This is a genomic window from Eubacterium limosum (assembly GCF_000807675.2).
Classification (GTDB): domain Bacteria; phylum Bacillota; class Clostridia; order Eubacteriales; family Eubacteriaceae; genus Eubacterium; species Eubacterium limosum.
In genome coordinates this window covers 23746-46914 of sequence record NZ_CP019962.1, presented here as the reverse complement: position 1 = coordinate 46914, position 23169 = coordinate 23746, and the positions used below count along the sequence as shown (strand labels likewise).

Below are 23169 nucleotides of genomic sequence, written 5' to 3'. Positions count from 1 at the left end.
ATTGCCGTAAAATGACAATGCGGGTTTTTTAACACCCTATCCTTCGATGGGGGCGTCGATCTCTTTGAGGTAATTCAGCAGCTCCTTAATCAGCTCCTGTCTGCGCAGGATACCGATAAATACATTCTGGTCATCGACCAGCGGGACAAAGTTCTGATGAGTGGCCATCTCCAGGATGGTTTCAAAGGAATCATCGACACGGCCTGCCTCGGACTTGGTTTTAAAATCAATGTCTTTGACGGTAAAGTCCTTTAAGGTGATCTCAGGATGCTCCATGCTCAAGGCCAGCGTGCGCAGGAGGTCGCCCTCGGAAATAGTGCCCACATACTGCCCGCGCTTGTTGATGACCGGCATGGCTGTGTAGCCGCTTTTCAGAAAAAGGTCATAGGCCTCCTCGAAGGACTGGTGATTATATAAGAAAATGACGTCACTTTTGGGAATCAGATAAAAAAGATGATTTTTCATAGAAGTGCTCCTTTGCATCAATCAAAAAATTAAAACCGGTTCCATATCTCTGTACCTTTGTACGATGGAACCGGTTTTAATTCTTTGGTTCAGTTTGCATTTTTGGTGGTCTCACCCCTTTCCTGTAAATTTTATCAATTCACTCAGATAGATTCTTTTCCAAATAAAGTATAATGAACTTACCAGTATACCTCGACAGCGAGATTGTGGCTTCTAATTCTTTTATTTGACGTTAGCTACAATGCTGTAGAAACACTTAAAGTAATCTTCTTTGTAATTGATTATGGTATTATTATACCACCTTTTCTGAATTTGTAAACGTTATTTTTGTAAAGAAGTGTATCAAAATTGTAAAATGAAAAAAACTTGTCTGAATCCGGTTATAACTTAAGAAAAAATAGTGTATAATAAATGCATACTATATATGGGGATAACAACGGTATGGAAGAACTACGTTTATATATACAATCAAGAATAACAGTCAGCAGCGTCATCGAGGTTATCATCATTACTTTTTTAATATACAAGGTTTTGATGTGGATACGTGGTACCCAAGCAGAGCAGGTGGCAAAAGGAATCATTATTTTACTGATTCTATCCCCACTCAGCAACTGGTTGGGTTTTACAACGTTGAACTACTTAATCAACAGCATGTTCACCTTCGCGTTCATTATTTTTGTGGTGGTGTTCCAGCCCGAACTGCGCTCTGCCCTTGAACAGCTGGGAAATAATAAAGCTTTTAAACAGGTTTTCAGGAAAAGTAATCGTGACAGGACGAGAATGCTGAGCGATATAGGCGAGATCAGCCGGGCTGTGGGAAACCTCTCGAAGGAGCATATCGGAGCGCTGATTGTCTGCGAGATGAACACTGGGCTGAACAACATTGTGGATACGGGCATCGAACTGGACTCAGACATCAGCCAGGAGCTGATTGAAAATATCTTCACACCGAACAGGCCGCTTCATGACGGCGCAATGGTGGTGAAGCTCTGGACAAATCAGATCCGGGCTGCAGGCTGTCTGCTGCCTTTATCCGACAACCGCTATCTGGGTAGTGAGTTGGGAACCAGACATCGGGCAGGTTTGGGAATCTCGGAAAAATCCGATGCCATTACCATCATCGTTTCAGAGGAGACGGGTACTATTTCATATACGGAAAAGGGCACACTGACCCGGAACATGACGCCGGCAATGGTTGATCAGCTTTTGACAGACCGTTTTATGGCAAAGGATGACGAAAACGACAGTGAAAAAGGATTCTTTAAATTCCGAGGAAAAAAAGATGGCAACGAAGAAGAAAAAGAAACAGATATCGATTAATGAAAAAACCATAAGGCTGCTGAGCTCAGCGGTCCTGGCCATTATCCTCTGGCTGTTCATCAACGGGAACAGCAATGATATTGTTCCTCAGGATATTAACGCCATTCCAGTTACCTTTACAAATATGGAGACCCTGCAGGAAAAACACCTGGTGCTTGAGGATAACCGTAATTATTATGTTAACCTGCGCGTGCAGGGGACAGACAGGAGCCTGCAGGAGATCAATACCAATGAGATCACCGCAGAGGTAGATCTGAAGGATATTGATAAAAAGGGCGAGTACAACCCTGAGATTGTCATCAAGGGGCTGTCCAATTCCGTTATTCTGAAGGAGGTTAACCCGAGTACGCTGCATCTGGTGGTGGACAACGTTATTGAGTCCGAAAAGGATGTAGAGGTCATTACTCAGGGTAAGCCTGGTAATGACAATGCTGTGATCTCAGCCACCAGCACAGAAAAGGTTCAGGTAACTGGCGCCGAAGACCGCATTGCGGCCATTGATAAAATTGCTGTCACTGCCAATGTAAATGGCCTGACTGAGGATACCTCCAGAATGCTGGAAGTGACACCTTATGATAAAGATGGAAATATTGTCAGCGGCGTTGAGTGCGAGCCGGATGTTGTCCGCGTTAATATTGAGGTGGGTAAGACCAAAACCGTCAACATCACTCCGCCGACAACGACGGGAGATCCCCAGTCGGGCTACAAGGTGACCAGCGTGACGGTTGACCCGACCCAGAAAATGGTCGGCGCCAAGCAGGAGGTTTTGGACACGATCCAGAACATTCAGATTGACCCGGTGGATGTTTCAGGGGCCAATAAGGCGGTGACCAAGGAGGTTACTCTGAAACTGCCGGATGGGGCTTCTTTCCTGGATAATGGCGATAAGGCCACCGTTACTGTCAATATTGAACCGATTATTGAAAAGAGCTTCACGATCAGCAGTATTGAGACCCGAAATGTGAGTCAGGGGCTCACCGCCGCCAAGGTAAAGGATTCTTCGGTAGTTGTGAAGCTGAGTGGTACAGCCACCGAGCTTAACAAGCTGACTGCGGATAACATAAAAGCTTTCGTTGATCTGAACGGTCTCGGAAAGGGAGATCAGGAGGTGGTAATCCAGATATCACTTCCATCTGAGCAGATTAAAAGCATCACACCGGCCAGGACAACGGTGACCATTGAATAAAGAAAGTAAAAAGACCGGCGCAGGACTGCGCTGGTCTTTTTAAATTGGTTATAAAAGAATCTATTTATTAAATCTACGTTTAAAGCCCAGAGCAGCTAAGCCGGCAATGCCCAGAAAAACTGCTGCACATGCAGCGCCGGTCTGAGTATCGGTTACGCCGGTTTTCACATTGCCACCGCCGTTATTTGGATTTGGGGATGGCGTTGGGCCTGGTGCAGGCTGTTTGACAGATACTGAAGCATTTCTGCTGCCTGGTTCAATCAGATAGCCTTCTTTAGCTTTGTCTACCTTTACGGTGACGGTGTCTCCGTTTTTAACGGTAATGCCGGAGATAGACAGTTTGTATTCGCCAGTTTTGCTGCCTTTTTCCAGAGTGCCTTTAGCTGCACCGATCAGGGTGATGTCACTTTCAGTCAATGCTTGAATGTCTTTGTCAAAGGACAGGGTCAATTCGGTGGTAGTTGCTGTACCAGAAGCCCCGTTAGCGCTCAGATTCAGGAAAGCAACTTTTTCTTCTACAGCCTTTATCTGATCGGCGTAAACACTCCAGGCTGTTTGATAAGTAGCGAGCTTGCCAGTTGGTACAAGAATAGTAAAGTCTGTTCTATCTACATCAAAGGCTCTGCCACCTAGTTTTGCAGGAGTTTCACCTTTAACCACAAAGGTTTTAACGTTCGTGCAGCCAAGAAAAACGTAATTTCCGATAGTTTTTACATTTGCCGGGATAATGATTTCAGTTAGTGCGCTGTTGTTGCAATCAGAAAAAGCACCCCAGCCAATGGTCTCGAGGTTTACAGGCAGGTTGATGGCAGTCAGACTAGTACATCCTGAAAAGGCATGGCTGTCGATAGTTGTGACACTATTGGCAATTTCTGCTGTTTTTAGATTTGTACAGCCATCAAAAGCTTCCTCAGGAATGGTTTGGACTGTATCTAAAATGACAAGATGCTGAATGTCTTCGGGCTTGATATTATTTCCATTTTCTTTCCACAGAACTGCGCCCAGCTCTGTTTTGATTGTCAGTTTACCAGATTCCTGATCAAACTCATAGCCGTTTTCAAAACCAGTAATATTTGCTGCGTAATTCATCCAATAGTTAGCTTTTTTATAGGCTTCAACGGAACTGGTGGGGACAAAAATTTCAGCCCCCTCAGGAAGGCTCATGCCGAAGGCGGAATCCTGCATAGTTGCAGGGATATTTCTGGTGACCAAAACAGTTTTGAGGCTATTGGTGTCGCCGAAAGCACTTGTTCCGATCGAAGTGACTGAGGATGGGATGGACACAAAGTCCAGAGCAGTACAGCCAAGGAAAGTATATTTTTCAATATGTGTTATCTGTTCTGGAATCAGAATAGAGTCCAGGCTGGTGTTATAGGCAAAGGCCATGACACCAAGGGTTTTGAGCCCATTGGGCAGATCAACATTCTTGAGTGCCCGGCAGTGCTTAAAGGCTTCGGCATCAATATTTTTTACATTTTCAGGAATACTTATTTCGGTTAAGGATACGCAGAATTCAAAGGCGGAGTCTCCAATTGTTACGACACTGAAGGGGATGTCAATGGATGCGAGGTTGTCGCAGCCATAAAAGGTTTCTTTTTCAATGGTGGTGAGCCCCTCGGGTATATTGATAGATACCAGATTATCGCAGGATGAGAAGGCTTCTGACTCAATTCTTGTCACGCTGTTTGGAAGCCGGACAGACATTAGGTTTACACAACGCCGAAAGGCTTTCTCACCGATGGTTGTCACTTTATTGGACAACTCGACCTCTGTCAGGTTTTTACAGGATTGAAAGGCGCCTGCTATGATGGTGTCAACAGTGTCCTGAATAATGATCTTCTGGACATTTTCTTCTCCGATGGATTCATCGGTACGCCATAAGACAGTACCGGCATTTGCAGTGACTGTAAGGGTTCCGTTTTCAAAAGTGTAGCCTGTGTCAAAAGCGCAAATAATCTCTTTGTAGTCGGGCCAAAGATCTTTATATTTATCGACGGCCTCTTTAGGCACCATAATACGGGCTTTTTTTTCTGGTAATCCGTCAAAAGCATTAATCCCCAGACTGGCGGGGGTTTGAGTATTAACCCAAATAACCTCAAGGGCACTACAGCCTGAGAAAGCTTCATCACCGATGGAAGAGACGGTGTGTGGGATCATCGCAAAGTTTAATCCGGTACAGCCTTTAAAAGTTGAAGTGCTGATTTTGCTGATTCCAGCGGGAAGGATAATTTCGCTCAGCTTAGTACAGTTTTCAAAGGCGCTTTCGCCGATTTCTGCTTTTGCAGGAATCTCGATATTGGATATCTTGGTATCCTTAAAGGCCTTGTCGCCGATGGTCGCAACACTTTCCGGCATTTTGAAATCAGTCAGGCTGAAACAGCCCTCGAAAGCGGATTCGCCTATACTTTGAAGGAAAGACAGAACGGTGACCTTCTCAAGATTTACGCAATTACTGAAAGCGTCATCAGGGATATTGTTTGCGGTGTTTCTTATCACTAAATTCCTGACTTCCTTTGGGTTGATGCTTACATTTGCTTTCCAGTCTGTAAAGGCTTTGTTGATATAAATATAAAGTGTCCCTGTTTCTTTTTCAAAGGACCATCCACCGCGGTTATAAACAATATGTGATGCATAGTCTTTCCATCCATCGGCGTTTTTGTAAATGTCAATGCTTGTATCTGTAGGTACAATAATTGAGAACCATAAGGGCATTCCTTCAAAAACATTGACGCCCAATGCGGGTGGCGTCTTTTCGTCTCTTAAAATTACGCCAGTCAAATTGGTGCAGCCCTTAAAAGCTCCGTCGCTGATACTATTGACTTCTTCCTCGATAATGACCGACACAACCTGTTCTTTATCAATCGTTTTGTCATTTCGCCATTCAGCAGTACCTTTGTCTGTGTTGATAATGAGATTGCCTTTTTCGTCATAGGAATAATCAGGATTGGTGACAGAGGCGGTATCTTCAGATGGAGTAGAATTTTCTGCAGAAGCTTTAGCCTCGGAGTCTGATGGAATCACTGAATTGTCGGGGATGGTAGGATTTTTGGACTCAGCATCCTCTGTAAGTTTGTCATTGGATGTAACGGCAGTATTGTCCAGGAGTACAGGGTCATTTTTATCCTGGATATTTTCAGCGTTTTCGGCTACTGTGCCGACAGGATCAACGACAGCGGTGTTTCCGGCTGCAAAGACACCTGCAGGCAGCATAGAACACATCAAAGCCACCATCAGCAAAAGCGACAGAATACGTGCGCTTAATTTTTTTCTTTTTTTCATCTGTTTTCTCCTTAATTTTTAGCAATGCCAAATACTGTACTTTTCCCTCCTCCCTGAGCATATAAGCATAAGAAGAGCACTTGGCAAAAGAATGAAATTTATTTATATATGATTACAACATATGAAGTGCCACAAAAGAACGGCAAAATGATGGTAATGTTTCTTTTTTTGCTGAAAAAGAACAAATTCTCTTGAAAAAATTATGTTTGCTGTCAGAGACTGGCACAGAAGTGCACCGATCCTTTTGCGTTTAACAGAGGATTAAGTCTGAAAAAAACTGCAAAGGTTTTAATGCGGATTTAACAGGAATATTGGTTACTTTATCTTGAAAAAGGGGAGCGGTTAATTTATAATTAGACAATGCACCTAAAATGATGCAGAAATCATACCAAATTTTTAGGAGGAATTTATAGTGGAAAGAGTTTACAATTTTTCTGCCGGTCCATCTGCTTTGCCGGTAGAAGTGCTTGAAAAAGCCGCAGCAGAAATGCTCAACTATGGTGGAACCGGAATGTCTGTCATGGAAATGAGCCATCGTTCTGCTGCATTTTCTGAAATTTTGGCTGACGCTAAGGCGTTGTACAAGGAATTAATGGGCGTGCCGGACAATTATGACATCCTGTTCTTACAGGGCGGCGGTTCTACACAGTTCGCCATGATCCCGTTAAACCTGATGACAAAGACTGGCAAGGCTGACTTTGTGATCACTGGTAACTGGGCTAAAAAAGCTTTCCAGGAAGCCGGACGTTATGGTGACGCTCAGGCCGTTGCATCCTCTGCGGATAAGACTTTTTCTTACATCCCCAAGCTGGATGCCGCAACCTTCAGAAAAGATGCGGATTACTTTTATATCTGTGTCAACAACACCATTTACGGAACGCGCTTCAGACCAGACAATCTGCCGGAAACAGGCGATGTGCCGTTGATCGCAGACATGTCTTCCAATATTTTGTCTGAAGTATACGATGTATCCAAGTTCGGACTGATCTTTGCAGGTGCTCAGAAAAACATGGGACCGGCCGGCGTGGTCGCGGTAATTATCCGTAAAGACCTTGTTGGACATGCTATGGACATGACACCGACCATGTTGAATTATCAGACACACGTGGATGCAGACTCCTGCTACAATACCCCGCCGTGCTATGGCATTTATATCTGCAAGCTCGTTTACGACTGGGTAAAAGCACAGGGCGGTGTTGCAGCCATGGAAGCCTTTAACAAAGAAAAATCTGCGAAATTGTATGATTTCCTGGATAACAGCGCCATGTTCAAGGGAACCGTTGTTCCAGAAGACCGCTCTTTAATGAATGTGCCTTTTGTAACCGGAAACGAAGAGCTGGACGCGAAATTTGTTAAGGAAGCCAAAGCAGCAGGCCTTGAAAACCTGAAGGGCCACCGCACTGTCGGCGGTATGCGTGCCAGCATTTACAACGCAATGCCAATGGCAGGCGTAGACGCACTCATCAACTTTATGAAGAAGTTTGAAACAGAAAACAAATAAATAAAAAACATTCATTGACAGCACGTTGAGCACCGGCGTCCGTATTGCAGGCGCACCAAATACTGCGTGTAGTAAAGCCTGGGTAGTGTCGAAGTAGGCCAGGATTTGCTGCAGCTGAATTGAAAGGTAATTACAAATGAATTTTGAAGTACAAACCCTCAATAATATCTCTAAAAGAGGTCTTAAGTTATTAGACGAAAACTACACTGTTGCAGATGCTGTAGAAGCACCTGATGCCATTCTCGTGAGAAGTGCAAAAATGCACGATATGGACATTCCCGAGAGCGTTAAGTTTATCGGCCGCGCAGGCGCGGGTGTAAATAATATCCCAATCGATAAATGCTCTGAACAGGGGATCGTGGTCTGTAATTCTCCGGGAGCCAACGCCAATGCGGTTAAAGAGCTGGTGGCGCTGGGGATGCTGATGTCCTCCCGTAAGGTGATGGACGGCGTCGAATGGACGAAAACACTGCTGGATGAAACCGGCGATGTCGGAGCAGCTGTAGAAAAGGGAAAGAAGGCCTTTGTCGGGCCGGAATTGTACGGTAAAAAAATGGGCGTTGTCGGCCTTGGCGCTATCGGGGTACTGGTAGCAAACATGGCAGTAGATTTTGGTATGAAGGTCTACGGCTTCGACCCCTACTTATCCATTGAACATGCTTGGGGATTAAGCAGAAAAGTAAAACGGTCCACAAGCAAGGAAGCAATCTTCAAAAATTGCGACTATATTTCCTTACATATACCCTTCATGGAAGAAACCAAGAACTTTGTGGATGCAGACATTTTAAAGGAAACGAAAAAAGGCCTGCGTCTCATGAACTTTGCCCGCGGCGGTCTGGTCGACGATGCAGCCATCAAGACTGCTCTTGAAGACGGAACCGTTGCCGCATATGTTGTGGATTTCCCAAATGAAGAAACTTTAAAGATGCCGAATGTGATCAACATTCCCCATCTCGGTGCCTCCACACCGGAAAGTGAAGAAAACTGTGCAGTTATGGCTGTAGAAGAACTGCGCGAATACCTCGAAAATGGTAACATTGTAAACTCTGTAAACTATCCGAATTGCAGCATGGGTGTATGCAACAGCGTACACCGCATCACCGTCAATCACCGAAACATTCCGAACATGATCGGTCAGATCACTGCTGTGCTCGCGGGACACAACATCAATATCTCTGACATGACCAACAAAAACCGAGGTGAATGGGCGTATACCATGATCGACGTCGACAGTGAAGTGGGCGATAACGTGAAAGAAGCGTTAAAAACCATTGAAGGCGTCACCCGCGTCCGTGTTTTAAAATAAGGATAAGGAGAACGCGATATGGCAACTATCAGACCCTTTAAAGCCGTTCGTCCTGTTCCGGAAAAAGCCGCTGATGTGGCAGCCCTTCCTTACGATGTCTATAATCGTGAGGAAGCGGCTGCTGCCGTTTACGGCAAGTATGACTCTTTTCTGAGAGTCGATCGTCCGGAGAGCACCCTGGATCACCGCATGAATATGTACGATCCCTTTGTGTATGAGCAGGCAGCCAAGAACCTTCAGAAGCTGTATGACCGCAGGGTCATCGCTCAGGATGAAACGCCGAGCCTTTATCTTTATGAGCTTGTTATGGACGGCAGAAGCCAGGTAGGCCTGGTCACCTGTACGGCCATCGACGAGTATCTGGACAACACCATTAAAAAACACGAGCTTACCCGTGAGGATAAAGAGCAGGACCGTATTAAGCATGTGGATGCCTGCAACGCCAACACGGGCCCTATCTTCCTGACCTACCGCGGACAGGAGGATATCAACAACATTATTGCCGAAACCATGAAAAACAAACCGGTAGTTAACTTTACAGCCGACGATGGCGTTATCCACCGTGTCTGGGTCATTGACAACGAAGAAACCATTGGCCGTCTGGTCGAGAATTTCAAAAAAGTCGGTAATTTTTACATTGCCGACGGACATCACCGCTGCGCTTCTGCCGTTAAGGTAGGCCTTATGCGCCGCGAGGAGCACCCGGATTATACCGGAGATGAAGAATTTAATTACTTCCTGTCTGTACTTTTCCCGGATGAACAGCTTGCCATTATGGACTATAACCGTGTGGTAAAGGATCTGAACGGCTTGACCGCAGATGCGTTCATCGAAGCGTTGGAAAATCAGTTTGACGTGGAAGAAAAGGGTACAGAGCCTGTCCACCCGCCTGCAAAGGGCACCTTTGGGATGTTCCTGGAGGGCAAATGGTATCTGCTGACCGCCAAGGAAGGCACTTATGCCGCCGACGATCCGGTGGGCAGCCTGGATGTGGCGATCCTGCAGAACAATATTCTGGTACCCATTTTAGGCATTGAGGATATCCGTACCGATAAGCGTATTGACTTTGTCGGCGGCATCCGGGGCCTTGGCGAGCTTGAGCGCCGTGCCGGCGAGGACATGAAGGTGGCTTTTTCAATGTATCCTACCGCGATTTCCGAGCTGATGGCCATCGCAGACGCTGATCTGCTCATGCCGCCAAAATCCACCTGGTTTGAACCTAAACTCCGAAGCGGGCTCTTCATCCATAACCTGGATTAAGTGAAGCGCTTGAGGAGGTTCAGGGCCATTATGGGGAAAATCAATTTAGGCATTTTGCCGAAGCTCTTGCTGGGGATTCTGATCGGGATACTGGTCGGTTCCCTCGGCAATCTTTTTAACGTAAGCGATGCCCCGGCCTTTCGCCTGGTCATCGAAATCTCAGCGACGTTCACCTCGCTGTTCAGCACTTTTTTACAATTTTTGATCCCGCTTTTAATTGTCTCCTTTGTGGCAGTCGGTCTGGCGGATCTTGGCCAGAAGGCCAATAAACTTTTTCTTGTTACGCTGCTTTTGGCTTACTGCTCTACGGTGCTTGCGGGCCTGCTGGCGTATTTTTTTGGATACGCTGTACTCCCGCAGTGGATCAGCCCCATCAGCAGTATGAATACCAGTGGAACGGCCTTTTCACCACTGTTTACCATCAGCGTCGATCCAGTATTTGGCGTCATGACCGCTTTGATCCTGGCTTTTGTGCTGGGGATCGGCCTTGCAAATATTAAGGGTGAACGCCTGCTGGGCTGTCTGAAGGATTTACAGCAGATTATTACACTCACGCTGAAAAAGATCATTATCCCGCTGATCCCGGTTTATATCGCTACGCAGTTTGCCGGTATTGCCGCGTCGGGAGAGCTTTTTTCTACCATTAAGATGTTCGTCATGCTCTTTGTCATGATCCTTGCTTTTCAGTGGGTTTATCTCCTTGTTCAGTTTGGCATCGCATCGCTTTTAACAAGAGAAAATCAGTTCAGGAAGATTAAAAATATGATTCCAGCTTATTTTACCGCACTGGGGACTCAATCGTCAGCGGCGACCATTCCGGTTAATCTGGAATGTGCCTATAGAAACAAAATTACGAAGGACGTGGCAGATTTCTGCATTCCTCTGTGCGCGACTATCCATTTGGCCGGTGATACCGTCTGCCTGGTGCTTGGAACCATGGGAATTATGCTGGCAAGCGGAATGTCGCCGGATTTTGGCCTTTACCTGCCGTTTATCCTGATGCTGGGCGTTACCATGGTGGCTGCTCCGGGGGTTCCGGGCGGTGGTGTTATGGCGGCTATTGGTATTATCGGCTCTATGCTCGGCTTTACCGAAAGCATGCAGTCCCTCATTATATCACTGCATTTTTCCCAGGATAGCTTTGGGACAGCGACGAATATTATGGGTGACCAGACCATCGCCATTGTGGTGGACGCCGTGGACCAGAAGCATAGTGAAAAGCAGGCAGAAGCCTGATAAGCAAGACCCCGCGAGTTCGCCGTTTGCGATCCCGCGGGGTTTTTAAATATTTAGAAAAGCCGTCTTAAGATTTTCTTGAAACAGACAGTCATATCGGATATACTTACTAAGTTACCGAGAAATTACAAGGAGAAATGAAATGAAGGAAAAAGAAAATGTAACGGCCAGCGTCAGCAATATTTTCAAGCTTGACGGCCGTGTACCGGTCTCAAAGGCCATTCCCTTTGGCGTGCAGCATGTGCTGGCCATGTTTGTGGCCAATATTGCCCCGATCCTCATCGTGGCCAATGTCGCTGGTCTCAGCGAGGATCAGAAGGCCATGCTGGTACAGAACGCCATGTTCATCGCCGGGATTGGGACGCTGGTACAGCTTTATCCTCTGTGGAAGCTGGGAGCCCGTCTTCCCATTGTCATGGGGATCAGCTTTACCTTTGTCACTATCTTGAGCTATGTCTCTGCCACCTACGGCTACGCGGCCGCCATGGGCGCGGTGCTTGTCGGCGGGCTCATCGAGGGGACGCTGGGACTTTTCGCCAAATACTGGCGGAGGATTATCTCGCCCATTGTGGCGGCCTGTGTGGTCACCTCTATCGGATTTTCCCTGTTGATTGTGGGCGCAACCTCCTTTGGGGGCGGCAGCGGCAGTGAAACCTTTGGCTCGGCTCAGAATCTGATTTTGGGAAGCGTGACACTGGTGTGCTGTCTGCTGTTTAATATTTTTGCAAAGTCCTACTGGAAGCAGCTCTCTGTGCTGTTTGGTCTGATGGTCGGATATATTCTCGCGATTTTTATGGGAGCTGTGGATTTTTCAGATATGAACAGTGTGGGTGTGATCGCCCTGCCGCAGTTTATGCCCTTTGTTCCAGAGTTTAATCTGGGCGCCATCATTGCTGTGACCCTGATCTTTCTGGTCTCAGCCACTGAGACCATTGGGGATACCTCTGCCATGACTGTGACTGGCCTGGGCAGAGATGTGACAGACCGGGAAATCTCAGGTTCGCTGGCCTGCGATGGTTATATGAGCGCCATCTCCTCTTTGTTTGGCTGTATGCCCATTACTTCTTTCAGCCAGAATGTCGGCCTTATTGCCATGACGAAGGTGGTCAACCGCTTTACCATTATGACCGGCGCCTGTGTCATGATTCTGGCCGGGCTTGTACCAGTGGTCGGAAAGCTTTTCGCGACACTGCCCGAGGCGGTGCTGGGAGGCTGCACCATCATGATGTTTGGCACCATTGTTGTCAGCGGTATCCAGATGATCACCCGCTGTGGCTTCAACCAGCGCAATACCATCATTGTGGCTCTTTCACTGAGCGTTGGAATCGGCTTTACTGAGGTTCCTGAAATTTTCACGATCTTTCCTCAGATGGTTCAGCAGGTTTTTGCGAATAATTGTGTGGCCATTGTCTTTGTAGTAGCCATTATCCTGAACCTGGTGTTGCCAAAGGATATGGAGGTTAAGGCGCCAGCAGCGGAAAAAAGCAAAGAAAATCCCGAAGCGGTTGCAGAATAGTAACACTGAAAATCCCTTTGTCTGAGATAAGACAGGGGATTTTTTTAATCTTTATCATTTCTTTAAACTTTATAAAAGCTAACCAAATGGGTAGCGATTATAATAGGGGTAACAAATCAAAAGGAGTGACCTAAATGTTAAAGATCGAAAATGTTTCAAAAACCTACGGCGACAAAAAAGTAAAGGCCGTTGACGATATTCACTTTGAGGTGCGGCCAGGTGAGATTTTCGGATTTGTGGGACCAAACGGCGCGGGCAAGACCACGACCATTAAAATGATTGTTACCCTGCTTAAGCCAGACAGTGGACGGATATTTATCAACGGTGTGGACAACAGCCAGGCTATCATGGGCGCCAAGCAGCAGTTCAGCTATGTGCCGGATAATCCTGAGCTTTTTGAAAAGATCAAGGGGATCGAGTACCTGAACTTTATGGCCGACGTTTATCAGGTGGCGGAGGCAGACCGGGCAGCACGTGCGGAAAAATATCTGAAAATTTTTGAGCTTGACAAGGCAGTGGGGGATCCCATCAGTTCTTATTCTCATGGGATGAAGCAGAAAATTGCCCTGATCGGGGCTTTAATCCACGACCCAAATCTTTTTGTACTCGATGAGCCCATGGTGGGCCTGGACCCCAAAGCCTCCTTTGAGCTAAAGAAAATTATGCGGGAAATGTGCGACCGTGGAAAATCAGTGTTTTTTTCCACCCATGTGCTGGATGTCGCCGAAAAGCTCTGTGACCGGATCGCTATTATCAACAAAGGACAGATTATCGAAATCGGCACCATGGATGAAATCCGGGCAAAGGTGGGCAGTAAGGAATCCTTAGAAAATATCTTCCTGGAGTTGACGGAAAAATGAAAGAAATTATCAGCTTAACCAAGCTCTTTATCAATACCAACCTGGGATTGTCTCTGATCCAGTATAACCGTAAAAACAATAAAAAGGCCTTTTTTAAGCAGGTTGGGCTGCCTGCCCTGGTGCTGGTAGCTATGCTGCCGCTCTATGGCCTGTACGTGGCATATATGGCTATGATGTATACGGGCATGGCAGCCATCGGTCAGGAATCTGTGCTTCTGCCCATGGCCTATACCATGATTTCAGTGGTGATCATTTTCTTTGGCCTCGCCTATATTATGGCAGAGTTTTACTTTTCCGGCGGCGTCGAAATGCTTTTGCCCCTGCCCATTAAGCCAAGAAATATTATCATCGGTAAATTCGGCAGCATCATTTTTATGGAGGTGCTGCTGTCCGCGGCGCTTATGCTGCCTCCGGCTGTTATTTACGGCATGGGGCAGGGAATGGGCATCCTCTATTACATTATGGCGCTGATCGTTATTGTCATATTGCCGGTGCTGCCTCTGGCGCTTGAAACCCTGCTGATTATGCTGCTGATGCGCAGCAACAGCTTTAAGGGAAAGAAGGATGTTTTCCAGATCGTCGCCCTGTTTGCGGTGCTGGCCTTTTTCTTAGGTCTGCAGATGTACCTGTCGAGCATGGCCGGCGGCAGCGATGACCCCATGACGATGGTCAGCAGCATGCTCGCAGACAACGGTTATCTGCTTAAGACGATTACCCGAATGTATCCGGTCAGCCTGCTGGTGGCCCAGAGCCTCAACCGCATTACCCTGACAGGGATGCTCAGCCTGCTGGGGCTGCTTATTCTCACCGCGGCGGCCTTTGCCCTGATGGTTTTTGTGGGGGAAAGGGTCTATGTAAAGGGGCTGATCTCTGGCAAGGAAAGCGGCAAGGGAAAAAAAGCCCTGTCTGCCACGAAGCTCCAAAAATCCCTGTCTCACCGCTCCGCTCCGGCGCTGGCAGTGTTTAAAATGGATATGCGCCTCCTGCTGAGGACGCCGATCTACTTTTTTAACAATGTATCGATTGTGGTGGTAGTGCCCTTGGTGTTTCTGATGTCCATGTTTTTCGGAAAATCCGGAGGTATGGACATTATGACCCTTGCGTCAGATTTTTATAAGGCGATGCCCGATGCCATGAACCTGATTTTGGTCATTGTTTTCATGTTTTTCGGAAGCGTGGCCTGCACCACGGCCTCAACCTTTTCCCGGGAAGGCAAAAACATCTGGCTGACCTGTATCGTGCCAGTGCGCCCGCTGGATCAGATGATCGGGCGTGGCCTGAGCGCCCTGTGCATTCAGCTGCTGGGCATTGTTTTTACGCTCATTCTGCTGGCGTTCATCGCGCCGCTGACCCTTGGGACCGTGATCATTTCGCTGGTGCTTGGCACCATTGGCTCCTTCCCGCTGCTGGCCTTTGGCCTGATTGTGGATATGATGCGCCCGCTGCTTAACTGGGACAATCCGCAGAAGGCAGTCAAGAACAACATGAATGTCATGATTGCCATGATGGTGGGCTGGGTCTACATGCTTCTGGTAGTGGGGATCTCCGCCGCAACAGGATTTTTCATCGCGCCGGTCTTCGGGTACAGCTTTTTCGCTGTTGTCTCCATTGTCATCAGCGTTTTGCTGTTGATGGTGGTTAAAAAGCATCTGGAAGAACGGATGCAGATGATGGATGTGGAATAACAACCGGCATTAAAAAAGAGCCTGGCGGATGTCAGGCTCTTTTTGTTTAGGCTTGCTCGGTTTTCAACCTTTTTACAATGGCAGTGCGGGCGACTCCAATCATATAAAGTGAGCCGACAAACACGTTGATGCGGTCTTCTGCGCTTAGGTCGATACTGTCCACCGCGGCTTCGATGGTGTCGTAGAAATTGACATTTTTGCCGTACTCGCGGTGAATCAGCTCAGCCATCTTATCGGCCGGAAGTGCACGATCGTTTTCGGGTGTCAGGGCGTGGACGTCGCTGGTGACGGGCATGAGGTATTTAAGGGCCAGGTCGATGTCTTTGTCGGCCAGCATGCCAAAATAAAGATTGATCTTATTTCCTGGGAAATAGGTTTTGATGTTTTTGACAAAATACTCGATGCCGTTCGGATTGTGGGCGCCATCAATCAGAATAATGGGGTCGCGGTGAAGGATCTCAAAGCGTCCGTGAAAGGTGACGTCTGAAAGCCCGGCGGTAATGGCTGATGTGGGAATGGCATACCCTTTTTTTAATAAGATTTCCAGGGTATTGAGTACAGTCAGACAGTTTAAAATCTGGTGCTCACCCAGAAGCTTCAGCCTGAACGTATCCAGTCCGGCAATACCGCCGGGCTTTTTATATTTCAGGACCTGCCCGTCAAGGCTTTCGGAAATCCGGCAGATATCGGCAGGGTTGACGATTGTGAAGGGCGCTTTCATGGATTGGGCATAGCTTACGATGACGTCTTCAGCTTCCTTTTCCTGAGGGTAGATGACGACATTTGTCCTTTCCTTAATAATAGCGGCCTTCTCACCGGCGATTTTTCCGATGGTGTCACCGAGATAATCGGTGTGGTCTAGGCTGATGCTCATGATGACAACGGCCTCGGGCGAGGGGATGATGTTGGTGGCGTCCAGCCGTCCGCCCATACCAACCTCGATCACGCAGAGATCCGCTCCTTTTTCATAAAAATATTCAAAGGCCAGGGCGGTTTCGATCTCGAAGCCAGTGGGGTGCGGCTCACCCTTTGCCACCAGTGCGTCGCAGGCGGCCTGAACTTTTTGGGTTACCTGCATCAGGTCGTCATCCGGAATAGGGACATTGTTCAGCTGAACCCGCTCGTTAAAAGTTTCGAGGGCCGGGGAGGTGTAGAGCCCTGTGGTGTACCCGGCGGTTTTGAGAATGGTGGAGAGCATGGTGCTCACGGAGCCTTTGCCGTTGGTGCCAGCCACGTGGATACATTTCAGCTTGTCCTGCGGGTTGCCCAGCTCACCGAGCAGCAGGCCAATGCTTTCAAGGCCCAGCCGGATGCCAAGCTTCCCGTTGGATTCTATAAAGTCAATGGTTTCCTGTACATTCATTTTTCTGTTTTTTCTCCTTGGTTACCGGCAGGTCTTGACCCGGTCTTCGGTAATGATGATGTCAACACTCTTGTCATGGGGTTCCATGGGGATTTCATCATAAATAAAATCTTCACGGATCAGCGCGACGGTTTTGCAGTCGGGCCGGATGGTTTCAAGAAAACGGTCGTAATAGCCTCCGCCAAAGCCCATGCGGTTGCCCGCTTCGGTAAAAGCCATGCCGGGTACCAGCACCAGATCCAGCTTTTCGGGCACGACCACGCGGCGGCAGTCGTCCTTAACCTCCAGGATGCCATAATGCCCTTCCTCCAGATCACCCGGGAAGTTTAGAATCTCAGACAGGATAATGGTGTGGTCCGCGGTGTTGCAGATCGGCACGACCACATGCTTGCCCTCAGCCAGTGCCCTCTCAATCAGGGCGTGGGTGTGGATTTCAGTGCCGAAGCTCACGTAGAGCATCATCCAGTCCGCGTCTTTGTATGCGTCGGAGTGAATGAAATTGTCAATGATCTGTGCGTCGATTTCCTTTGAGTAAATGTCAGAACGTTTCTTTAAGGTTTCCTGACGAAAAGCTTTTTTATCCATAATTTCTCCTTTGTGATTATACCTGCATTTTCTCCCATTATATCATCTCTTTTACACGGTTGATAGAGAAAATTTTTTGCATCGCGGGGTTAAATGCGCTATACTTATCTATGAATGAGGAAAATGAAAAACGGGACTTGAAAAAGTAATGAGGGGATTGCAAAATGAAAAGAAGAAAATTATTGGCCTGTGAGACGATTAAGGATGAAGTCGAGCTCATTAAGGAAAAATGCGGCGTCGACATTGAAACCGTCTGGATGGATAACACACTGCACGCTTACCCTGAAAACCTGAGGGACGCTCTTCAGGCAGAGATTGACAAGGCAGAGCCGGAGGCCGAGGAGCTGTTGTTTGCTTATGGCAACTGTGGCAATGGCCTGGTGGGATTAAAAAGCAGCAGCGCGACCATGATCATTCCCAAATATGGGGACTGTATTGACATGTTTTTGTCGAACCTTGAAAATCTGGAGCGGGTGCGGACCACCACCTATTTTCTGACAAGGGGCTGGCTGGACGGCAAGCAGAGCCTAGAGTGGGAGATCGACTACAATTACAAACGCTTTGGCGAAAAGCGGGCCCGGAAAATCATGGACATGATCTACCGGCATTACAAATATCTGATGCTCATTGACACCGGCGCCTATGATCTTAACCAGGCGAAGCCAAGGGTGGATAAGATCGCTGAGACCATTAAGCTGGAACCGGTTGTCAAGCAGGGGGACATCAGCCCCATCGAAAAACTGCTGATGGGTAACTGGGATGAGGAACACTTTTGCGTGATCCCACCGGGGCGTGAGACTACCTATCATGATTTTGACGGCGCAAGCTTACGTTTGCCTTGCTAAAACTTGTTTTTTTTGTTACAATTTAAATATAACTGTTACAATACTTTCAGATTTCAACGTTTTTTAAAGTTTTTTATAAGTAAAATGACCTATAATAGTACAGCAGAAATAAATAATTTGTAAAATTTTATGAGGGCTGTGTAATAATTTGCGTCTAAGAGGGTGCAGATGAGAGGGAGAATGTTAATGGGAAAAAGAAAAAAGGAGCATCATTTTTTTTCGATGCTGAAAAGTATTTTCAGAGATACGGCTCAAAGCATTGAGCGGAATAATCTGATGAGTATCGCCTCCATTCTTTCTGTTGTCGCGGCTCTGATCATTCTGGGGATTTTTGTGATCTTCACCGTGAATCTCCAGCACATTACAGAAAATGTGGAATCCGCTATGGAGCTGCGTGTTTTTATGAAAACAGAATACACAGAGGATCAGAAAACCTCGGTTGAGACGGCGCTTCGCGGTAACAGCCAGGTGACAGGCATCTCCTTTGAGAGCAAGGACGAAGCCCTGGAAAAATTCTCTTCGAGCCTCGATGATTATTCAGGCCTTTTAAAGGGCTATGACAGCAGCAATAACCCGATGGCCGCATCGTTTATTGTCCAGGTACAGAATCCTGAGGATCTGGAGAGTGTTAAAAGCTACGCTGAGGGGCTGACGTCCCAGGGAGTCGATTATGTTAAATATGGTGAGGAATACGTCAATGCGCTGGTAAGCTTCAGCAAGTTCAGCAATACGCTGTGTATTGTCATACTGGCAGTGCTTTCCGTCATTTCAGTCTTCATTATTTATAACACCATCAAGCTGACCTGCTTTGCCAGAAGAAGGGAAATAGGGGTCATGAAGTATGTTGGTGCAACGGACTGGTATATCCGGCTGCCCTTTATATTGGAAGGGACCTTCCTCGGATGTCTCGGGGCGCTGGTAGCCATGCTGATCATACGCACAGGCTACTACTATGCCATTGCCTATGTCACCAACGCGGTTAATATGCCGATGAACAGCGACCTGGTATCTCCGGCGCTGATTATGGGCCCGATTTTTGTGTTCTGTCTGGTGTACGGTATTATTATCGGCGCCTTTGGCAGTTTGTTCTCAATCAGGAAATTCTTAAATGCTTAGAGATAAATGTGTAATTGTTAGTACGAAGAAGGAGAGATGAGTAAGGTCTATGAAGAAAAAAATGTGTGGTTTTCTGGCAGGATTATTATGTTTTCTGATGATCTGCACCCCTGTTTTCGCGGAGGGGAATGACGATTTGATGGCAAAGCTGAAAGAAAGTGCGCAGAGAATTAAAGATATGTCGTCTCAGATGGAGGCGACTAAAACCAGTATGACTGAAATTGAAAAACAGGTCAACGAGTCAAATGCGGCCATCGATGCCATCAACAGCCAAATCGCTGATCTGGACGCCCGTATGGCAGACCGTAAGGCGCAGATCGCCGTGCTGCAGGAACAGCAGGACAAACAGGAAAAGGAACTGGAAGAACGTCTCCGTGTCATGTACATGTACGGGAATGACGGTTACCTTCAGGTACTGTTCTCCTCTAATAATTTCACGGATTTTATCGCCCGGGCCGATATGATGAAAAATGTCATGCAGGCTGATAAGGACGCGGTAACCGCTCTTGAAAATACGAAAAAAGAACTGGAAGAAAAAAATGCTGGCCTGGAAGCGGATAAAGCAGCGGCAGAACAGGCCAAAGCGGTTCAAAATGAGGCAAAGGAACAGCAGAATCAGCTGTTGGCAAAAAACCAGGCGCTGATTGAGGAATACAAGGCTGGTATCGCGGCTGAACAGGCAGCGGCGGACAGTATTGCCCAGCAGATGGGCGGAGAAAAGGCGAGTGATTTTATCCAGACAGGTGAGTATTATTGGCCAATCTCACCGGATAACTCTCAGGCCTTTAATATCAGCAGTCCCTTTGCTGGACGTATCCACCCGATTACGGGCGAATGGTCTAACCATCAAGGCGTTGACGTGGCTGTGAGCTATGGCACCCCAATCCTGGCGGCCGGAGACGGCACTGTGTCCATCGCCGGGGATAACGGTGGCTACGGTCTCTGTGTGGTCATCAACATGGGGACAGACGGCAGCGGTAATAAGCTGGCCACGCTGTACGGCCATATGTCTTCAATCGCTACCTCAGTGGGTGCGACTGTCTCCAAAGGCGACATCATCGGCTATGTGGGCAGCACTGGTAATTCCACCGGGCCCCATCTTCACTTTGGATGGATGGTCAATGATAACTTTGTCGATCCATTGGCTTATTATCCGGGACAAAACTGGAACTACGTAGAATAGTTATTCCGTGTCCGGGGCCATTTCATCCAGAAGCTTTTCAGCGAGGCGTTTGTAATTAAGGCTTTGCTGAAACAGCAACAGACACATCAGCATTGAATCCGTCGATTCCATATCGGAGTCGGCGGTTTTTTCTTTGGCATTTTCAGCGATACGGCGGGCATCGTCCTTTACGGCGCCAAGCTGTCCAGCCTGGCTATTCAGGAATTTCTGGTAAACAAACTGAAGCTTCTCGTGATCCACTGTCTCTCCTTTTTTGAGAAAGCCAAAAAGCGTTTTGATATCCTCCATGGAGGTTACCTGTTTTAGCTGGTAGATCAAGAGCATGAGAAGCACGTGGTCCACCGTGTACTTTTTCTTCTGGGCCGGGATTAAAATCTTGTTTTTAGTATAATTGTTGATCATGGTCTTAGTCAGCAGCTTGTCCTCAGGCCTGCGCTTTGTGGGAGCCAGGTGTTTTTCAAAAAGCGTGATGAGCTGGTCCATGTAAAGGTCCAGATCCGGGATATCCTGTATGGTGATCTGGCTGTCGAGCTGCAGGCTGTCAATCAAGTCAAAAATTTGTTCTTCTGTCATGGAGACCTCCTTGTTATTTCTATTTATTTTACGCTAAAGCCACAAAAAAGACAACATCAAAAACGTATTTGACATTGTATACAGGTTGTGATATATTTTAAAGAACGCAATACATAGTTTTAAAAACTATATAAGGAGTAACACAAAATGATCGAAAAATTCAGAGACCCGATGAGTGCGCTGACCCACTTGATCGGAGCCGTCTTATCCGTGATCGGCACCATTGCCATGCTGATCCTTATCACTGTTGAAAAAGAAGTCAATGCCCTGACACTGACCTCGGTGCTGGCCTTTGGACTTGGCCTGATCGCCCTGTATACGACCAGCTTCACCTACCATGCCATCCACGGTTCACCTGAAAAAATCATACGCATGAAAAAGACAGACCATTCCATGATTTTCCTGCTGATCGCCGGCTCTTATACGCCGTTCTGCCTTCTGTGCCTGACAGGTGTCACCCGGGTGGCGCTGATGAGTGCGATTTGGGCGGTTGCGGTGATTGGTGTGCTGATGATGGTTTTCTGGATCAATATGCCCCGGTGGCTGAACACAGGCCTCTATATTTTCATGGGCTGGTTTGCCCTTTTTGCCCTCAAGCCGCTCTACGATGCGCTGCCCACCGGCGGATTTGTGTTTTTACTGCTCGGCGGTATTATGTACACGGTGGGCGGGGTTATGTATGGCCTTAAAAAGCCCAATATATGGCCGGAATTCGGTTTTCATGAGGTGTTCCATGTCTTTGTCATGATGGGGAGTCTTTGCCACTATTACGCTGTTTTCCGCTATATTTTAATGCCGGCCTGAATTGTGGCACTGTTCATATAGAATTTTGGAGGCCAGAAATTTCCATAACAACGCATAATCACTAACTTCTCAGAGTTAAAGGGATTTTTTAACGGCGAAGAATCTTTTATACAAACAAAGTTGAACGAAAATAAATATTTATTAAAAAATGTCTATCAGAGGTTAAAGGTTATGTATGTTTTGAAGTACTACCTCCCGATGTTAGTTGTTATAGACTGGTTTATGGAAATAATTTTAACTGCTGCTGAAACCGTAATGTCTTGTTTTAAGGCGTTGCGGTTTTAATATTTTAGAAAAGGTTTTCCAGAATAAATTTACTTGTTAAGGGTAAATAACTTATCGGGTTTGTGTTAAAATAATAAATGCAATGTAAAATCTTAGGAAAATCTTCATAATTTGGATTGTATTTTCTTAACTTTTATGGTGTATTATAAAGGTAAATCAAGTTTAATACAGGGGAGCTGAACACTTAATGAACAAACCAACACACCTGATATTTGGAGAAATTATCTGGAAATACCTTGACGAAAACTATGGAATCACATTGAACCGTGCCGGCTTTCTGCTTGGAAATATCGCGCCGGACCTCACTTTTAGCTTTGTCTTTCATCCCCATGAAAGGAAATATGCCTCTGAGCATCTGAGATATGCCATCGACGCGGCCATTAAGGCTGGCGACATTATGGACTTCGACGCCGGTTTTTTTCTGGCAGAGCGCCTTGGCAGCATCTGCCACTATTGCGCGGATTTTTTCTGCGAGGCCCATACCGAGCGCTATGAAGGAAACCTGAAGGAACATATTCTGTTTGAGAAAAGGCTGTACCGCTACTGTATGCTCCACGAAAAGGAGCTGGGCGAGACCATGCGGCAGCCCAGAAGCTTTTCCGTTTCCGGAACCGGCGACATCTTTCGGAAGATTGAGGAGATGAACGATGCCTATCTGGCCGGAAGACCCTCCTACAGGGCCCAGGCAGAGGGTGCCCTGTCCGCCTGCCTCCAGACCGTCGGCACTATCATGACCACACGCTACTACGCCGCCTTTAATGTGGAACCGGGCTTTTTAGTCCATTAAAAAAACCTGCGAGA

Annotated in this window: 19 protein-coding genes; 14 read left to right on the top strand and 5 right to left on the bottom strand. The window is 47.0% G+C overall.

Features of this window, described 5'->3' with window-relative positions:
• Nucleotides 1-36 precede the first annotated feature (36 nt).
• On the bottom strand, nt 37-465 hold the full coding sequence (locus B2M23_RS00295; RefSeq protein WP_038350824.1) for a CBS domain-containing protein: 429 nt from the start codon (nt 463-465) through the stop codon (nt 37-39).
• A 441-nt stretch (nt 466-906) separates the two neighbouring features.
• On the opposite strand from B2M23_RS00295, the gene cdaA reads away from it, so the two are divergent.
• Together cdaA and B2M23_RS00285 are read left to right on the top strand one after the other, a co-directional pair.
• Entirely contained in the window at nt 907-1785 is an 879-nt protein-coding gene (gene cdaA / locus B2M23_RS00290; protein ID WP_038350823.1) for a diadenylate cyclase CdaA, read from the top strand.
• Nucleotides 1748-2971: a CdaR family protein gene (locus tag B2M23_RS00285; protein ID WP_242945851.1), complete on the top strand. Its 1224-nt coding sequence runs from the start codon at nt 1748-1750 to the stop codon at nt 2969-2971. Before cdaA ends, B2M23_RS00285 begins: the two co-directional genes overlap by 38 nt.
• 60 nt (nt 2972-3031) lie before the next feature.
• Here the strand turns inward: B2M23_RS00285 and B2M23_RS00280 are convergent, their stop codons facing one another.
• Entirely contained in the window at nt 3032-6250 is a 3219-nt protein-coding gene (locus B2M23_RS00280) for a leucine-rich repeat domain-containing protein (RefSeq protein WP_038350821.1), read from the bottom strand.
• 412 nt (nt 6251-6662) lie between these two features.
• On the opposite strand from B2M23_RS00280, the gene serC reads away from it, so the two are divergent.
• The 7 genes from serC (at nt 6663) to B2M23_RS00245 (ending at nt 15614) form a co-directional block, all read left to right on the top strand.
• Nucleotides 6663-7751, top strand: a complete 1089-nt coding sequence (gene serC / locus B2M23_RS00275; RefSeq protein WP_038350820.1) for a 3-phosphoserine/phosphohydroxythreonine transaminase — start codon at nt 6663-6665, stop codon at nt 7749-7751.
• A gap of 136 nt (nt 7752-7887) precedes the next feature.
• Nucleotides 7888-9057, top strand: a complete 1170-nt coding sequence (locus tag B2M23_RS00270) for a phosphoglycerate dehydrogenase (RefSeq protein ID WP_038350819.1) — start codon at nt 7888-7890, stop codon at nt 9055-9057.
• An 18-nt stretch (nt 9058-9075) separates the two neighbouring features.
• Nucleotides 9076-10317 (top strand): DUF1015 domain-containing protein, encoded by a 1242-nt coding sequence (locus B2M23_RS00265; protein WP_038350818.1) that lies wholly within the window; start codon nt 9076-9078, stop codon nt 10315-10317.
• A gap of 30 nt (nt 10318-10347) precedes the next feature.
• Nucleotides 10348-11553, top strand: a complete 1206-nt coding sequence (locus B2M23_RS00260) for a dicarboxylate/amino acid:cation symporter (protein ID WP_038350817.1) — start codon at nt 10348-10350, stop codon at nt 11551-11553.
• A 142-nt stretch (nt 11554-11695) separates the two neighbouring features.
• The gene (locus B2M23_RS00255; RefSeq protein WP_038350816.1) at nt 11696-13069 is read left to right on the top strand and encodes a uracil-xanthine permease family protein; all 1374 of its coding nucleotides are present in this window, start codon (nt 11696-11698) and stop codon (nt 13067-13069) included.
• Nucleotides 13070-13203: 134 nt separating this feature from the next.
• Nucleotides 13204-13929, top strand: coding sequence for an ABC transporter ATP-binding protein (locus B2M23_RS00250; RefSeq protein WP_038350815.1), 726 nt, complete (start codon nt 13204-13206; stop codon nt 13927-13929).
• Nucleotides 13926-15614, top strand: a complete 1689-nt coding sequence (locus B2M23_RS00245; protein WP_038350814.1) for a putative ABC transporter permease subunit — start codon at nt 13926-13928, stop codon at nt 15612-15614. The genes B2M23_RS00250 and B2M23_RS00245 overlap by 4 nt, the downstream gene beginning before the upstream one ends.
• Before the next feature lie 46 nt (nt 15615-15660).
• Here B2M23_RS00245 and B2M23_RS00240 read toward each other — a convergent pair whose 3' ends face one another.
• Both B2M23_RS00240 and B2M23_RS00235 read right to left on the bottom strand, forming a co-directional pair.
• Nucleotides 15661-16977, bottom strand: coding sequence for a bifunctional folylpolyglutamate synthase/dihydrofolate synthase (locus tag B2M23_RS00240; RefSeq protein ID WP_038350813.1), 1317 nt, complete (start codon nt 16975-16977; stop codon nt 15661-15663).
• Between the two features lie 21 nt (nt 16978-16998).
• Nucleotides 16999-17562, bottom strand: coding sequence for a 5-formyltetrahydrofolate cyclo-ligase (locus tag B2M23_RS00235; RefSeq protein ID WP_038350812.1), 564 nt, complete (start codon nt 17560-17562; stop codon nt 16999-17001).
• Nucleotides 17563-17726: 164 nt separating this feature from the next.
• On the opposite strand from B2M23_RS00235, the gene B2M23_RS00230 reads away from it, so the two are divergent.
• The 3 genes from B2M23_RS00230 to B2M23_RS00220 all read left to right on the top strand — a co-directional run bounded on the left by B2M23_RS00230 (nt 17727) and on the right by B2M23_RS00220 (nt 20706).
• Entirely contained in the window at nt 17727-18407 is a 681-nt protein-coding gene (locus B2M23_RS00230) for a DUF1638 domain-containing protein (RefSeq protein WP_013379074.1), read from the top strand.
• 186 nt (nt 18408-18593) lie between these two features.
• On the top strand, nt 18594-19523 hold the full coding sequence (ftsX, locus tag B2M23_RS00225; RefSeq protein WP_227208016.1) for a permease-like cell division protein FtsX: 930 nt from the start codon (nt 18594-18596) through the stop codon (nt 19521-19523).
• A 49-nt stretch (nt 19524-19572) separates the two neighbouring features.
• Nucleotides 19573-20706 (top strand): murein hydrolase activator EnvC family protein, encoded by a 1134-nt coding sequence (locus tag B2M23_RS00220; protein WP_052237036.1) that lies wholly within the window; start codon nt 19573-19575, stop codon nt 20704-20706.
• Here the strand turns inward: B2M23_RS00220 and B2M23_RS00215 are convergent, their stop codons facing one another.
• Nucleotides 20707-21279, bottom strand: a complete 573-nt coding sequence (locus B2M23_RS00215) for a DUF1836 domain-containing protein (RefSeq protein WP_038350811.1) — start codon at nt 21277-21279, stop codon at nt 20707-20709. It abuts the gene before it with no gap.
• A gap of 147 nt (nt 21280-21426) precedes the next feature.
• On the opposite strand from B2M23_RS00215, the gene trhA reads away from it, so the two are divergent.
• Nucleotides 21427-22083, top strand: coding sequence for a PAQR family membrane homeostasis protein TrhA (trhA, locus tag B2M23_RS00210; protein WP_038350810.1), 657 nt, complete (start codon nt 21427-21429; stop codon nt 22081-22083).
• A 472-nt stretch (nt 22084-22555) separates the two neighbouring features.
• Nucleotides 22556-23155, top strand: a complete 600-nt coding sequence (locus tag B2M23_RS00205; protein ID WP_038350809.1) for a zinc dependent phospholipase C family protein — start codon at nt 22556-22558, stop codon at nt 23153-23155.
• Nucleotides 23156-23169: the final 14 nt, after the last annotated feature.

Coding starts and splice junctions, on each gene's coding strand:
- B2M23_RS00270 (WP_038350819.1), top strand. CDS start 7,888: ATGAATTTTGAAGTACAAACCCTCAATAATATCTCTAAAAGAGGTCTT.
- trhA (WP_038350810.1), top strand. CDS start 21,427: ATGATCGAAAAATTCAGAGACCCGATGAGTGCGCTGACCCACTTGATC.
- B2M23_RS00295 (WP_038350824.1), bottom strand. CDS start 465: ATGAAAAATCATCTTTTTTATCTGATTCCCAAAAGTGACGTCATTTTC.
- B2M23_RS00265 (WP_038350818.1), top strand. CDS start 9,076: ATGGCAACTATCAGACCCTTTAAAGCCGTTCGTCCTGTTCCGGAAAAA.
- cdaA (WP_038350823.1), top strand. CDS start 907: ATGGAAGAACTACGTTTATATATACAATCAAGAATAACAGTCAGCAGC.
- B2M23_RS00205 (WP_038350809.1), top strand. CDS start 22,556: ATGAACAAACCAACACACCTGATATTTGGAGAAATTATCTGGAAATAC.
- B2M23_RS00235 (WP_038350812.1), bottom strand. CDS start 17,562: ATGGATAAAAAAGCTTTTCGTCAGGAAACCTTAAAGAAACGTTCTGAC.
- B2M23_RS00260 (WP_038350817.1), top strand. CDS start 10,348: ATGGGGAAAATCAATTTAGGCATTTTGCCGAAGCTCTTGCTGGGGATT.
- B2M23_RS00280 (WP_038350821.1), bottom strand. CDS start 6,250: ATGAAAAAAAGAAAAAAATTAAGCGCACGTATTCTGTCGCTTTTGCTG.
- B2M23_RS00215 (WP_038350811.1), bottom strand. CDS start 21,279: ATGACAGAAGAACAAATTTTTGACTTGATTGACAGCCTGCAGCTCGAC.
- B2M23_RS00240 (WP_038350813.1), bottom strand. CDS start 16,977: ATGAATGTACAGGAAACCATTGACTTTATAGAATCCAACGGGAAGCTT.
- B2M23_RS00250 (WP_038350815.1), top strand. CDS start 13,204: ATGTTAAAGATCGAAAATGTTTCAAAAACCTACGGCGACAAAAAAGTA.
- B2M23_RS00285 (WP_242945851.1), top strand. CDS start 1,748: ATGGCAACGAAGAAGAAAAAGAAACAGATATCGATTAATGAAAAAACC.
- B2M23_RS00255 (WP_038350816.1), top strand. CDS start 11,696: ATGAAGGAAAAAGAAAATGTAACGGCCAGCGTCAGCAATATTTTCAAG.
- ftsX (WP_227208016.1), top strand. CDS start 18,594: ATGGGAAAAAGAAAAAAGGAGCATCATTTTTTTTCGATGCTGAAAAGT.
- B2M23_RS00245 (WP_038350814.1), top strand. CDS start 13,926: ATGAAAGAAATTATCAGCTTAACCAAGCTCTTTATCAATACCAACCTG.
- B2M23_RS00230 (WP_013379074.1), top strand. CDS start 17,727: ATGAAAAGAAGAAAATTATTGGCCTGTGAGACGATTAAGGATGAAGTC.
- B2M23_RS00220 (WP_052237036.1), top strand. CDS start 19,573: ATGAAGAAAAAAATGTGTGGTTTTCTGGCAGGATTATTATGTTTTCTG.